Source organism: Streptomyces sp. NBC_00984 (assembly GCF_045162475.1).
GTDB lineage: Bacteria > Actinomycetota > Actinomycetes > Streptomycetales > Streptomycetaceae > Streptomyces.
In genome coordinates this window covers 163,812-177,325 of the sequence record NZ_CP108736.1, presented here as the reverse complement: position 1 = coordinate 177,325, position 13,514 = coordinate 163,812, and the positions used below count along the sequence as shown (strand labels likewise).

Here is a 13,514-nt window from a genome sequence, read left to right as displayed (position 1 = left end):
GGGCGCCAGGGCGGGATGGTCATGGTGGGTCTGCCGCGGATCGCTCCGATGCTCGCTACACCGGGCAGCCTGCCGCCCGCAGCCGTGGAGGACCGATGGGCGTTCGAGGTGAAGCAGGACGGGCAGCGGGCCATGGTCTACCTTCCGGGCGACGGGACGGTGACACTGCGGTCCCGGTCCGGGGCGGACATCACCACCGCCTACCCGGAGTTCGCAGGGCTCGGGTCCGTGCTCGGACGGCCTGCGGTCCTGGACGGCGAGATCGTCGCACTCGACAGCGAGGGGCGCAGCGACTTCGAGCGGCTGCAGTCCCGCATGGGCCTGACCTCGGAGGCGAAGGCCGCCCGCATGGCGCGGCTGGTGCCCGCGCACCTCGTTGTGTTCGATGCCGTGCACCTGGGCGGCCGCGGCCTGACCGGGCTGCCGTACACCGAGCGCCGTACCCTCCTGGAGGAGCTCGGGTTGGGCGGGAAGCACTGGTCGACGCCCGCAGCGGTCGTTGGACACGGCGAGCAGGCACTGGAGATGACCCGGACCGCAGGACTGGAAGGTGTCATCGCGAAGCGGCTCGCGTCCGTCTACGAACCCGGCGTCCGCTCCCGCTCGTGGATCAAGATCCGGCACGTCCGGACCGTCGATGTGATCGTGGGCGGCTGGGTACCCGGCCGCGGCCGGCTCGCGAGCCTGCCGGGCGCCCTACTGGTAGGAGAAGCGCATGAAGGCGGCCTGCGGTACGTGGGCAGCGTCGGCACTGGATGGAGCGACGCCGAACGCACCACGCTCGCCGGCCTGCTCCGCGTCGCCGCGATCGACGAGTGCCCCTTCGACAAGGCTCCGGGCGTGACCGGAGCGCGGTGGGTGCTGCCACGCCTGGTGGGCGAAGTCCGTTACACGACCAGGACCCGGGCAGGACTGCTGCGGCATCCCTCCTGGCACCGGCTGCGCCCCGACCTCGCCCCCGACAACATCACCTGACCCGGCCTCTGTTCTACTGCGCCTGCAGTCCCGTCTGCGGATTACAGATCTGGCACGCCTCGATGTCAGGCTCCGCCAAGGCAATCATCGCCTCCTCACGGTTGAGGAATCCGCCCTGGACCGGATACAGAGCGCAGTCCCCGCGGTGCACCAGAGCCGCCGACGACGACCGCTGCGGCTGGATCTTCCACCGCAGCGCGGCATGCGCCTGCTCCCGACGCCGCCGCTCCTGCTGCTCCTTGATCTCGAGCTCCCGGATCCGGCCCCGGACCTGACGCAGCTGCCACTCCAGCCACTGTTCCAGTGTCCGGTTCTTGTCCAGGTCGGATATGCCGCCGGGCATGGCTACGCCTCGGCCGGCTCGTGGGCGTGCTTCAACGCCATCCTGGCCGCGACAACGTCCCCATGGTCGACAGTCCCCCAGAACGGATGCGTCGACACGGCGATGGACAGCTCCAGAAGGCGGGCGCGGAAGCGGGCGACCTCGGCGTGCTGGTCCCCGGTGTACCCCGGGCTGTCCGGCTTCGCGGAGATGTATTTGCTGTGGAGCTGCTTGTCGCTCTCCCACCCGGGCATCGGTTCGGCCGACCACGGCAAGGTCTTGGCGTACTTCTCGCACGCGGCACGGGTCTCATCGAGGGCGACCTGGGCATCGAGGAGATCTTGCGGGAAGGGGAAGGATTTTGGCACGTCCCAAGGGTACGTCTGTTCGAATACCGGATGCGAATGACGCGCCGAAACCCCGCAAAACGGTCACCTCCGGCGTCGTGGGTTCGCAGGTTCAATCGAGCAGGTCGTACTCTCCGGGCGTCCAGTCGGCGAACAGGGTGAGCGCCTTCTCCTTCTCGGCCCGTTCGGGCGTGGCACCAGTGGCCGGCCACCAGTTCTCGACGTGGTGGGCGTCGACGAGGACGGATTCGCGGTACCCGCCGAAGTCGCCGGGGTCTTCGGCGACACCAATGTGAATGGGGGTGTCGTCGGGCAGGTTTTTGAGTGCTGCGCGGAGCTGCGCGGCGTTCCATACCTGCGGCGCGTGGTCAAAGACGTCGGTCATGCGCACAGAGTGCCGAATCAGGCGGCATTGCTGGTGGAGACACGGCTGTACCCCGGGCCAGCGCTGATCCGGGGTACAGAGGGCTGGGGTGAAAAGCTGATCACCGGTGGTGAAGCAGGCCCAGCCGGTGGATACCGTACCGGGCAGGCGCACGGTCGGTCCGCGTCGGGGAGGACCCAGCCTCTTGGGTCCTCTCGCCCTGAACGCCCGGCTCGGGGGAGGAAGCGGGGCAAGCGGAAAACGCGGACGAACCAGGAAGCGACGCCAGCGCCATCGGCTTCGTGGCGAGTGACGGATATCGCCTTGCCCCGGCTGCGACGCGAGCGACGCTCACACGGGCCGTCGCGCATTTCAGCGGCTGGCGGTTCAACTTGCTCCGTTACCGAGAGCTTGACTCGGCTCACTCACCCACCGACGTTCGTGCGCGTTCCAGTAAAGGTCGCCAATCTGTCCGTCCTCCAGGTAGCTGGCGCACCAGACGACACTCATCCATCGCACAGTGAGGGGCACTCCAGAGGGGAGTGCCTCGTAGTCGATCGTGATGAGCTGCGAAAGAGCGTGGGTGGGCACATCTTCTGAGAGCGTGATCCGGGATTCAAGCGGCTCGGAAGGGCGCTGAGCTGTTCGGATCAACATGCGTTTGAGAGAGCTCAGGGCTTGGCCGGCATGCTGATCGATCTTCTGAGAGAACACCTCTCCCAGGGAGGACGCGACCGCCTGGACGAAAGGGACCAGAGCAAGGGTTGCGACCACTGATGGGATGTCAATGATGTCGCGCAATTCCGGCTCAGGATGCACCACCACAAGATCCAAGAGTCGCGTGATCTCTTCGATATCGAGCTCGGGGCGCTGCACTTCCACCGCGAGGGCCGCCACGACCTCTTCAAGGAAGGTGTCCTCGCCTCTTACCAGCTTGTCCATGAGCTCCGCGACGCGCTGCTCGACAGGAACCTGTTCTTCCACTCTGCCCCCGCTTGTTTAGTTGCACCGTGCCCAGAGCCCTGGACGACGGGCACGGCGCGGCAGCTGGAATAAGGACCCGCAGGCCCCGGTCACCAGTGGCGGAGCTCGGTGGTCAGTTCCTCCCACCACTGATGTTGGTGTTCGTCTTCGGGGTCGGGGCAGGGGCCGAGGGCGAGGACCTGGTCGTCGACGTGGTAGGTGAGGCGGTAGAGCAGGACGCGGGTCGCGCACTCGAGCCAGCGTTCGGTGTCTCGTGCTGGTGGGGCCGGTCCGAGGACGGTGGCGAACCACGCGGGCAGGAGCAGGCGGTTGCTGACGGCGTCGGCCAGAGTGCTGCGTAGCGCCAGGGTCAGCCGTTGCTCCGCGCGCTGGCCGGCGGCGATGGCCGGCTGTTTGTCGGCGGTGGCCGCCCGATCCGCGGCGAGGGCCGCGGTGGACGTGCGTGCCTCGGAAGCCTGCCGGGCAAGGCTCTGGTTCTCGGTCTCCTCGCGCGCGATGACGGAGCGCAGCTTGGCGGCGGCCTTGGCATGGGGCTGGGTGTTGTAGGGGGTGGAGAGCAGCGTGCCGACCAGGGCGACGGCTTCCTCCCGGGTCGCCTGGTGCCGGGCCTGGGCGTCGTGGAAGCGTTGTACCCGGTTCTGGTGGTGGGTGCGGAGGGTGCTGGTGAGGAGGACGTCGGCGGCGTCCCACCCGGACTCCATCGTGGCGGCCAGGGCGCGCTGGTCCTTGGTGAAGGTGTCCAGGTCCGCGGGAGGGACGTTCCCGACAGCCATGATCTGGCCTTCCAGCAGCCGCACGTGTTGGGTGAGCCTCTTCACCGTTCGCTCCGCGGTCTTGATGCGGTCATCGAGCTCGTCGACCCGGCCGTCGACTTCCTCGGTCGTGGTCTCCAGGCCGGAGATGTCGTCGCGAAGGGAACGCAGTTCGTGGTCCAGGTCTTCGGTATAGCCGAACCGGGACTTCAACCGCTCGTGCTCGCCCTCCAGATCGTCCAGCCGGCTGTCGAGACCGCTTACCTGTAGGTCGATGTTGCGGACCCGCCGGTCGGTGTCCCGGAACTGGGAGTCCAGAGCGTCGCTCACTTCCCCGCCTCCTGTCCGTCCGCGACAGCTGTGCCCACGAAGGCCCAGCCGATCAGGAGGGCGACGATGAACCAGGGCGACAGGACGCCCAGGACGACCAGGACGAGCAGCGCCCCCACCGCGTGCAGAGCGATGGACGCGTTGCGGCGGGCGAGATGGTTTTTCACGGTCGCTTCGAGCGGCCAGCCGCAGAAGGTGCCCACCAGGTGCGGCACAACCAGGGCGTACCACCCGTCCGAGTACCCCAGCAGACGGAAGGCGAGGATCAGAGCGATCGCCACCGCGCTCTGGGCCCGCCAGGACCAGAAGATGACCTTCTGGCTACGCAGGCGTTGAGGTTCGGCCAGCAGGGCCGGCATCTGCTTCTCATACGCCATCAGCGCCTGCGCGCGCTCCATCAGGATGTCGAACGCCTCGTCCGGAACACCCTCGTCGTGGTCCTGGACGTCGGTAAGAGCGTGCAGAGCACGTACCAGCTTCTGGTGCTCTTGGTGCACCTCGTGTTCCGTCCGCGCTTCGCCCACCGGCCCCCCTTGCTCCGAGCCCTCCCCTGCTTTCCGGGGTCGGGCGGAACGAGTATGGCGACAGCCGCACGGGCTTGCTGGATCTTGGCGAAGGATGGCGCGAACCCCACCATCACGGCCTGAACCAGGAGCTCGGTCCAGCTGCCAGGCTGAGCTCATTCGGTCGTCCCTCACGCGCCCGGGCCAGACGGCGACAGAAACGGAAGTCCTCCTGGAGTTGAGGGTCGTCCCTCACGCGCCCGGGCCAGACCCTTCGTACAGTTTTGCCTGTTTGTTGGGGGACGTCGGTGGATTGCCGCCGAGGTGGCGCTGGGCTGGTGGGCCCGGCGTCTTCCCGTTTCAGCGCGTCCGCAGGACGCTCTCGTGCGGGCGGGAGAGGCGGGCTGTGCTGGCGAAGGGGCTGGCGATGGGCGTTGACAACCGGCAGATCCAGACAGCCGTTCTGGAGGATCCCGAGTCCGATGATCCGGTACCACGTCACCGGCGGCATCGGCCTGCCCGCCGCGGCCTGAACCAGGCATCAAGACCGCACCTCGGAACACCCCGGCACAGCGTCCGATGATCAAGCACCCGTTAACGTGACAACATCTTCCAACAGCCGCAGCCTTGGAGGCCGTGGCGGATCACCTGGGCGACGAGATGACCCGCCTGGAGCGGTCGGCGGGCGTGCGGGACAGCGACGCCGACACCCCGACCGTGACGAGCGCCGCCACGCTCAGACCCGCGCCCAGCCAGCAGACGGAGGGGTAACCGTACCCGGCGTCGATCGAGAGGCCGCCGAGCCAGGGGCCGATGCTGTTTCCGAGGTTGAAGGCGGAGACGTTGGTGGCCCCGGCGAGGGTGGGGGCACCGTCGGCCAGGGCGAAGATGCGGGCGTTGAGGGCGGGGCTGACGGCGAAGCCGGCCAGCCCGAACAGGAACACCCCCACCGCCAGCGGCACGGCCCCGCGCACGGGCAGAGCCAGGACGGCCAGCACCGCGGCGACGGCGCCGGTCCCGGCGTACAGGGTGCCGAAGGGGTGGCCATCAGCGAACCGCCCGCCCAGGGTGATCCCTATGAAGGAACCCACGCCGAACAACGCCAGCATCCCGGGTACCCAGGTCCCCGCCAGCCCGCCAGTGTCGGTCAGCAGCGGTGCCATGTAGCTGAACGCGGCGAAGATACCGGCCGAGACCAGCGCGGTTGTCATCAGCGCGAGCCACACGCGGCCGTCGGCGTAGACCCGCAGCTCCGCCCGGAGACGGGGGCCGGTACCCGTGGTATTGGAGCCCTCGGGCACGAGCGTCACTACGCCGGCCAGGGTCAGCAGGGCGCATACCGCGACGCACCACAGCACGGCCCGCCAGCCGAAGTGCTGTGCGACCAACGCCCCGGCGGGCACCCCCAGGACGTTGGCGACAGTCATCCCGCCGACCATGACGGCCATGGCCCGGCCCCGTCGGTCCGTCGGCACCAGGGAGATCGCCGTCGCCGAGCCCACCGCCCAGAATCCGGCGCAGGCCAACGCGCTGACGACTCGTGAGGCGAAGAGTACGCCGTAGACGTCGGTGAGCGCGCCGATGACGTGCCCGAGCACGAACACCACTAGCAGTCCGGCCATCGTGGCCCGCCGCGGCAGCCACAGGGTGGCGACGGCCAGCAGCGGGGCGCCGATCAGCATGCCCACTGCGAAAGCCGACACCAGCAGGCCGGCGTCGGGCACGGACACCCCCAGGTCCGACGCGATGGCGGGCAGCAGCCCGGCGAGCATGAACTCCGACGTGCCGAGCGCGAAGGCGGTCATTCCCAGCACGTAGACGGCGAGGGGCAAGGTTGGCTCCATCTTCCGGCGGCCGGGCGGCACGCCCGACATGGTCCTCAGCGGCGGGCCGGGCCGTAGACACGGCCCGGCCCGGCCGACAGTCGATCACAGCCGGCGGCCGCGCAACAGGTGGGGATCGGACAGCCCGCACCTCGCACGGCTTACGGCGATGTCCGGTGCGCGGGTCACGCCCGCTGGACGTCCAGCCGGACGAACACTTCGGGCGTGCTGATCGCCGCGGTGAGCGGTCCGCGGTGCTCCAGCGTGCGGGCCGCGAGGCCGACCGAGTGGGCGAGGGCGTCGGTCGCCTCCCGGAAGGACGGGGTCTCCCGGAGGGCCGAGTCTCCGGGGTCGCTGTGCACCAGGTGGGTGAGCCATGCGGCAACGGCGGTGTCGTTGGCCCCGATGTACTTCTCCACCTCGTGGTCCGGCCCGCTGCTCGGCGGTACCTCGGCCGTCAGCACCCGATCGCCGTCCCGTGCCACCAGATGGGCGCCACCGACACCGAACGAGAGCAGCAGCGCCCACCGCGGGCCGGTCGCGTCAAAGAGCATGCGGGCGAGGTCGGTGCCGGTCCGGCCGGCGTCGAGCCCGAGGTGCTCGGCGAGCACGTCGGCCTCGCGCTGACTGACCACGATGACGTCGGCGAGCGGGTAGAAACGCGGGTCGACCTTCCGCCGTTCCTCGAGCGCCTCCGGCCCGAGGTGCAGAACCAGGAAGAGATCCTGCTCCCGGGCGTAGGACACTGCCTCCTGGGAGGTCTCCAGCGGGATGCCCTGGTTGACAATGACGGCTCTGACGCCGTCGGTGGCCCGGGCGCTCAGCCCGGCGAGCGCGTCGCGGACGTCCTGGGCGGTGAGGGCCCAGTTGGCGGCGCGTTCCATGCGCCAGTCGCCGCCCTCGAAGAAGTCGGCGCCGGTCGTCTCCTCCGTGCGGACCACTACGCCTGAGACGTCGGTGCCACTGGCACGCAGGGCGCCAGAGACGGCCGCGCCGTCATCGTCGGCGCCCAGACAGCCGACGACGGCCGCGGGGGCGCCGAGGGCACGGGCGGTCACCCCGTAGATGGCTGCCTTGCCGCCGGGGTGCCGCCGCTGGGCGCCGTCGCCGTCCGTGAAAACGTCGACCATCAAGTCACCGATGCACACGATCACGTGCTTTCCTCCATGGTTGTGCCGCCGCGCGGCGCGAAAAGGGTGGGATGGCAAAAGTGGGGGCCGGGATATTCAGGCGCCGTCGAGCGCCCAGGTCCACTCGCGAAGGCGGTCCGGGCACTTGCGGACCAAGGCTTGGGCGCCGCGTACGTCCTTGATCAGGCGGTAGCGCTGGGCCTGTTTGGGCACTTCGACGCTGTTCTGGGTATCGCAGCCGGCTACGAGGACGCCGTGCGCCCGTAGTGAGGCGCACCGCTCCACGACCGCCCGGGCACTAGTGTCGTCCGCCACCAGCACGGGGACCCTGTTGCCGCGCATGGCGCGGGCTAGATCCTCGGTCAGTGCCCGGCCAGGGGCGTCCGTCACTCCGGCGGCGATCAGGTCAGGCTGGTGGACAGAGTGGTCCACCAGGATGTGGTCGTTGCGCGGGTCGAGAGTGCCGTCGAGGAACCGGAAGTACTCCTCGAAATCCTCCTGGTCTGCGCCGACGGCGCAGACCAGCCCGCCCGGTGCCGTCTGGCGCAGTTGCGCCAGCTCGGCGGCGGTGACCCGGCACTGTAGCTGGAGCGCACTGGAGCCGGGCAGACCAAGGATGACCAGCAGGGCCTGCCAGTCGCGCCGGTCCGGTACCCGCTCCATCACCACGACAACCTTGAGGCCGGGCGGGAGCATGGTGGCCATCAGCCGGATCGCCTCGGTCTCGTAGTGGGCGAGCGGTAGGTTGCCCCGGCGCACCGGAGCGCGGTCGAGGGGGCCGTAGCGCTCTTGCGAGGCCGAGTAGGCCGGCTCGGGTGGGGACACCGCGTGGATGCCGATGGCATGCGCGCCGGCCGCGACCACGGCGGCGAGGTCGAAGGAGTTGTGCACCCGGCAGACCTTGAACAGCAAGCCTTCGGAACCCTCATGGCCGACCGGCTCCGGTACGGCGGTACCGGGCAGCGGCGGCGGTTCGGCCGGTGCCGCGTACATCCGGTGCAGTTCCAGTGTCTTGGCGCTGGTTCCCCAGGTGGCGAACGCGGTGACGTAGTCGGTCACGGGCCGGTAGTCGAGGACCTCTTGCCATCCCTCGCACAGCTCCTCGCCGGGCAGGGAGCGCAGCCGCCGGGCGATGTTGTCGTAGTTCACGCAGGCCACGGCGGCTCGGACGCGCGCCGAGGAGCCGCCCAGCACACGCTTGGCGACGGCCAGGGTAGTGAAGGTCGTGACGTTGTTGTCGTAGAGGAGTACGACTCCATCACCGTTCAGCCAGGAGTACAACCGCTCCCTGAAGTGCTTGGCCACTCGTGAGACGAAGGATTCGAGGTCGGGCGGGGCCGCGAGGTCGTGGCCGCGCAGTAGGTCCTTGGAGGAGTAGACGGCGTGGGTGACGCCCACGGGGGATCGGTGCGGCCGGGTGATCCGGGCGATGGTGGCAAAGGCGAGGCCGAGTTCGAGCGCCCCGGACTGGAAGTCGACGATGCCGGCCGGCCATTCGCCGCGTTCCTCGCACTGCCGGGCCAGGGAGAGCACGGACCGGGCGATCACGGCCGGGTCGTCGAGTTCCCTCATCCTGAATGGTATGGCCACGCATTCTTGTACGAGTGAGCGCATCCGTTGCCAGGCGGCGGCACGGTGGACCACGCCGAGGCGCGGGGTAGCGAACACCGCGCTCCAATAGGCGAGATGGCTCTCCTCGACCAGCGCCTCAAGTTCGTCGTCCATAGCGCCCGCCGCGCCGTCTGCGAGAGCGCCGCGGGTGAGGACGTCCAGGGCATGGGTGGCCGCGTTCTTGAGGTGGTCGAGGACGCAGAGCACGATCCAGCGCTGGGCGACAGGGAGTTCGTGCCACAGCCTGGGCAGGTCCGCGCGGTCCAGGCAGGCCGCGGCGTCCAGCGCGCCGTCGAGCGCCTCGCGCCAGCGGGCGCGGCTTGTGCTGGGGTCCGGTAACAGGTAGGGCGGCGCGGCCAGGTGGAAGAGTCGGCCACGCAGCCGTATCAGGTCGCCGTCCTGGTGCACGCAGGCGAGGATGTGCCGGCGCATCCGGTCCGCCTCGTCGGGCGTGGCGACGCGTGCACATAGGGCGTCGAGCGCTCCGGTGAACACCTCAGCGTCGACGGTTCCGGTGCCGACACTGTTGTCCGTGGGCGGCAGGATGTCCAGCCGGTCGGCGTACCGGTCGGCGACCGGAGGTCGGTCCAACGCGTAGTGGGTGTCGCCTCCGGCCAGGCGGGCATGGAGGTCCAGGTGAGGGTCGTCGGCGAGCAGCGCGCGCCAACTGCGGCTGGAGGAGCGGTCCGGTTCGTGGTGTACCCGCAGCACCCGGCCGCCGGCCTTTTCGACGCGCTCGAACATGGGGTGGTCGTGGTAGTTGTCGTCGGCCATTAGCTCGATCTCGGCTCCGGCGTCGAGCAGCCGCGAGACCACCTCGGCCTTACCATCCCCGTCGATGACGATGCCCTGTACGCAATCGCCGCCCGAGAACTCCAGGGTCGAGCCGACGACCTCGTACGCCAAGCCCGGCAGGAGCGCGCCACGCAGAAGGCCGTCGACGACGCCCTCAATGAAAGGCTGGTAACCCGCGCTCAGGAAGAGGATCTGGGGCGTCGGCCCGGGTCTTTGCCGCACCTGCCGCAGATACACGGCGACTTCGGGGTAGAGCGGCAGTTCACGGGCGATGCGGCGGCCCGCGTTCCGCATCCGTTGCGCCGACCAGCCTGCCGAGGAGGAGTTGAGCAGGTTTAGGGTGAGTTCACGGAAGTCGGCTTCCGAGAGGGTGGGGGCCAGGCCGTAGGCGCGTTCGTTGGCCGCCCGGAACCGCTCCACCGCCTGCGGGGTGAGCATGAGTCCGGGCGCGATGCAGGCGCGGTACCACGAGGTGGTGTTGATCAGGGTGCGGTCGACATCCAGTACCAGCCATTTCTGTCCCAGTGCGGCCGCCATGGGCGCTGTCACGGTAACTTCCTCCATGAAATCCGGTCGAATTCCTCGATGATGGTCCGGCCGGTGCACCGGCTCGCGAGGCGATTTCCACGCCGGACGATCGGTTCGACGCGCACGACTTCCGACACCGGTGTCAGCACGACATCGCATTTCGCGCCCGGCGTCACAAAGAGCTCCCGCAGATGCGAGACGGCATGCTGATGTGCGTCCGCGTCCGTTCCACGCAGGGCCATGTGAATATGGCCGCGCGGTTCGTATGGCTTTCCGTCGCGGAACTCCTCCCAGTCGACGGACCGGCGCGGATAGTGCGTACCGAAACAATGCAGCTCCTGTCCGGGGCGCAGCCGGAACACCTGCTCCGAGGCGATGTCCGTGGCCTCCTGGACGGTGCGCAGTCGACGCCGCGGGATACGGCGCAGCACCCGTCCGACGACGACCGGCGGATCGCTCTCGTCGGCGACAGAGACGAACATCCGGATCGCGTAGCACCTGATGCCTCGGGCCCTGGCGTACTCGCTGACGGCGTCCAACGCGTTCAGTCCGCCGGGGACGCCCGCCAGCCGCAGCAGGTGTCCAGACGTCCCGTCGTTCCCCGCCACGCTCGCGGCCTCGGGCAGGAAGGCGGTGTGCGAGTAGACACTGCGCAGATCGAGCAGGCCCGGTGAGGCGGCTGTCCGCAGCGGCGCCGCCGCGCTGAACTCGTGGCCGTCCGGAAGGTACCCACTGGACGTCCGGGAGGCGCCAGCCAGGTCGGAACCGCGCAGTAAAGAGTGTTCGAGTACCTCTCCGCCCGGGTGGTCGGCCGTGGGCGGTGCGCCCGCAGCGCCGACCCTGAGGTAGGTCCGGTCCTCCCGCACCACGCCCAAGGCGAGCGCGGCCTGGCGGGCGGCCTCGTCGCGGAAGTACTTGGCCCGGGCGAACAGGAAGGCGTCGATGCCCTGCATGTCGACGATGAACGAGTCCGGACCACCGTATCCGCAGTGGCCTGCGACGGCCTCGACGGCCGTCGGCCCGTCCGGTGCAGGCACGGCCCCGGGCGGGTCGTTCTCCCAGTGCTCACGCGTCGCGAGATAGCGACGCCCCTCGTTGGAGAACAGCAGCCGGGAGAACTTGGAATCCCTGAGCGCGTTTCCTTTGAGGGGTCTTGCCGCGTCGACGGCGACGGAAAAGAAATCCTCGACTGCGAGTGGGATAGCCATCAAGTACCTCCCCCTAAAATGCCGGAAATATATAGGCGGCATTACGTAGGTTTCGGTGCGCCGCCCGATCCCCAGAAGATCACGCTCGGGTATTCACGAGAAAGGGCACGATGCGAGCGTGATGGCCAAATATCGACGATTGAATCCAGGGCGCCCTAGAATTCCGACATCTCGCCTCATAGCCGTCGCGATCATGACAACCACCATTGCCATTGGCTGTATAGCATGTAAACTCGGCCTATTAACTGAATGTTTCCGGACGCTTACGGATCGGAGTGCCGACGTGATCAGTAGGATGCCCCGATGATCCCCAAACTGATCGCCACCGACCTCGACGGCACCCTGCTGCGCAACGATCGAACTGTCTCGAAGCGCACGCTGCGCGCTCTGCGGGCTGCCACCACAGCGGGCATCGAAGTCGTCTTCGTCACTGCCCGTCCGCCCCGTTTCGTGGACGAACTGGCCGCTGTCTCCGAATTGTCCGGAACGGCCGTGTGCAGCAACGGAGCCCTGGTGTACGACGTGGACACACAGACCCTGCTGGAGTCGCGCACCCTGCCCCCCGAGGATGCGCGCAAGGTTGCCGAGGCGCTGACCGGGGCGGTGGACGGCGTCGGGTTCGCCGTGGAGACGGGGCACAAAGTGGTGTTCGCCCCCGGCTACGGCCACCGCCTCCCGGAGGACGCCGAGGCAGAGTTCCCGGTCGACTCGGTTGAGGGGCTGTGGTCCCTGGACGCCCCGTTCGTCAAGCTCCTCGCTTGGTCGGCGCAGGTCGACGCGGACACCATGCTCGCCACCGCCGAGAGCGCGGCCGGAGGGAAGGCGCAGTTCACCCACTCCGGCGGCAGCGGACTGCTGGAGGTCAGCGCCTCCGGCGTCACGAAGGCGGGAACCTTGGCCGCGCTGTGTGCGGAGCGGGGCATTGACGCCGCCGACGTGATCGCCTTCGGGGACATGCCGAATGACCTGACCATCCTCGAATGGGCCGGGACCGCCTACGCCATGGGCAACGCGCACGAAAGCGTCCGCGCCGCCGTCACCCGCCATACCGCATCCAACGAGGAGGACGGCGTGGCCGCCGTCCTCGAACACTTCGTCACTGTCGCCTGACGACAGCCCTACCCTCCGGCCCGTCCTCCTAGCGCCCGCGGTCCTCCCAAGAGGGCTGCGGGCGCGGCGTTCGGGCGACGGTCCGGCGCGCGAAGTCCTCGAAGAACGTCTTGCCCTCCGGGCCGTCCAGAAGGGCGGGTGCCTGCCGTGCCCTGCTCGATGGAGGACCGTAGAGCTGGGATGAGCCGGGCGCCAGCTGCGTACATCAGCGCGTCGACGGCATCCGCGTCCGCTGCCGTGACGAGCCGCACCCAGGTGCCGGCGGGGTCGGGCCAGCCCTTCCGGAGCCGGTCGGCGGACCGACTCCGGCGAACACCAACGGACATCCGAAGGAGCAGAAAGCACCGCACGAGGCGGCAGATGACAACCCAGCAGCTCCCTGGACGGCGCGCCCGCCCGAGCGCGGCTTCGCGAGTTACGCGGCCCGCTTCAACGGCGGAACAAACCCGACCGTACCAGGGCGTTCGACACGGGCCTGACGCAGCGCGGCCGGCGTACACCTCAACCCCGTCGCCCTGCGGCGGCATGGGCCAGCATCTTCTCGCCCGGCCTTCTGGCCCTCACCTACGCCGTACGCGCCTGGCTCGGCCAGATCCGGTACGTCGACACCAAGTAGTCGGCCCTCGCCACTTCCGCATGCCGCAGAACTCGTCAGTATCGGCGTCCGGCTCGTAGCTCGCCACGCCATGCGGAGGTGCTGTGCGGGGCGTGCCCCGGGTTCGGCCGTGCGAA

12 protein-coding genes are annotated in these 13,514 nt (G+C 69.0%); 2 read left to right on the top strand and 10 right to left on the bottom strand.

What is annotated here, in order from left to right; all coding sequences use genetic code 11:
- Positions 1-21: 21 nt before the first annotated feature.
- Positions 22-975, top strand: a complete 954-nt coding sequence (gene ligD, locus OG520_RS44990; protein ID WP_331737400.1) for a non-homologous end-joining DNA ligase — start codon at positions 22-24, stop codon at positions 973-975.
- A gap of 13 nt (positions 976-988) precedes the next feature.
- On the opposite strand, the gene OG520_RS44985 is transcribed toward ligD, so the two are convergent.
- The 10 genes from OG520_RS44985 to OG520_RS44940 form a co-directional block, all read right to left on the bottom strand.
- Positions 989-1,318 (bottom strand): DUF6233 domain-containing protein, encoded by a 330-nt coding sequence (locus OG520_RS44985; protein WP_331737397.1) that lies wholly within the window; start codon positions 1,316-1,318, stop codon positions 989-991.
- Positions 1,319-1,320: 2 nt separating this feature from the next.
- On the bottom strand, positions 1,321-1,665 hold the full coding sequence (locus OG520_RS44980) for a hypothetical protein (protein ID WP_331737395.1): 345 nt from the start codon (positions 1,663-1,665) through the stop codon (positions 1,321-1,323).
- Between the two features lie 91 nt (positions 1,666-1,756).
- Entirely contained in the window at positions 1,757-2,029 is a 273-nt protein-coding gene (locus OG520_RS44975) for a DUF6225 family protein (protein WP_331737393.1), read from the bottom strand.
- A gap of 366 nt (positions 2,030-2,395) precedes the next feature.
- Positions 2,396-2,992, bottom strand: coding sequence for a hypothetical protein (locus OG520_RS44970; RefSeq protein ID WP_331737390.1), 597 nt, complete (start codon positions 2,990-2,992; stop codon positions 2,396-2,398).
- Between the two features lie 89 nt (positions 2,993-3,081).
- A complete protein-coding gene (locus OG520_RS44965; RefSeq protein WP_331737388.1) occupies positions 3,082-4,074 on the bottom strand; it encodes a hypothetical protein in 993 nt (330 codons plus the stop codon).
- Positions 4,071-4,571: a hypothetical protein gene (locus tag OG520_RS44960; protein WP_331737386.1), complete on the bottom strand. Its 501-nt coding sequence runs from the start codon at positions 4,569-4,571 to the stop codon at positions 4,071-4,073. Before OG520_RS44960 ends, OG520_RS44965 begins: the two co-directional genes overlap by 4 nt.
- A 650-nt stretch (positions 4,572-5,221) precedes the next feature.
- Entirely contained in the window at positions 5,222-6,409 is a 1,188-nt protein-coding gene (locus OG520_RS44955) for a Cmx/CmrA family chloramphenicol efflux MFS transporter (RefSeq protein ID WP_406016807.1), read from the bottom strand.
- 176 nt (positions 6,410-6,585) lie between these two features.
- On the bottom strand, positions 6,586-7,554 hold the full coding sequence (locus tag OG520_RS44950; RefSeq protein WP_331737383.1) for a carbohydrate kinase family protein: 969 nt from the start codon (positions 7,552-7,554) through the stop codon (positions 6,586-6,588).
- Between the two features lie 72 nt (positions 7,555-7,626).
- Positions 7,627-10,485, bottom strand: a complete 2,859-nt coding sequence (locus OG520_RS44945) for an HAD family hydrolase (RefSeq protein ID WP_331737381.1) — start codon at positions 10,483-10,485, stop codon at positions 7,627-7,629.
- The gene (locus tag OG520_RS44940) at positions 10,482-11,672 is read right to left on the bottom strand and encodes a hypothetical protein (protein ID WP_331737380.1); all 1,191 of its coding nucleotides are present in this window, start codon (positions 11,670-11,672) and stop codon (positions 10,482-10,484) included. Before OG520_RS44940 ends, OG520_RS44945 begins: the two co-directional genes overlap by 4 nt.
- 303 nt (positions 11,673-11,975) lie before the next feature.
- On the opposite strand from OG520_RS44940, the gene OG520_RS44935 reads away from it, so the two are divergent.
- Complete coding sequence (locus OG520_RS44935; protein ID WP_331737378.1) at positions 11,976-12,782, top strand: Cof-type HAD-IIB family hydrolase; 807 nt, start codon at positions 11,976-11,978, stop codon at positions 12,780-12,782.
- Positions 12,783-13,514: the final 732 nt, after the last annotated feature.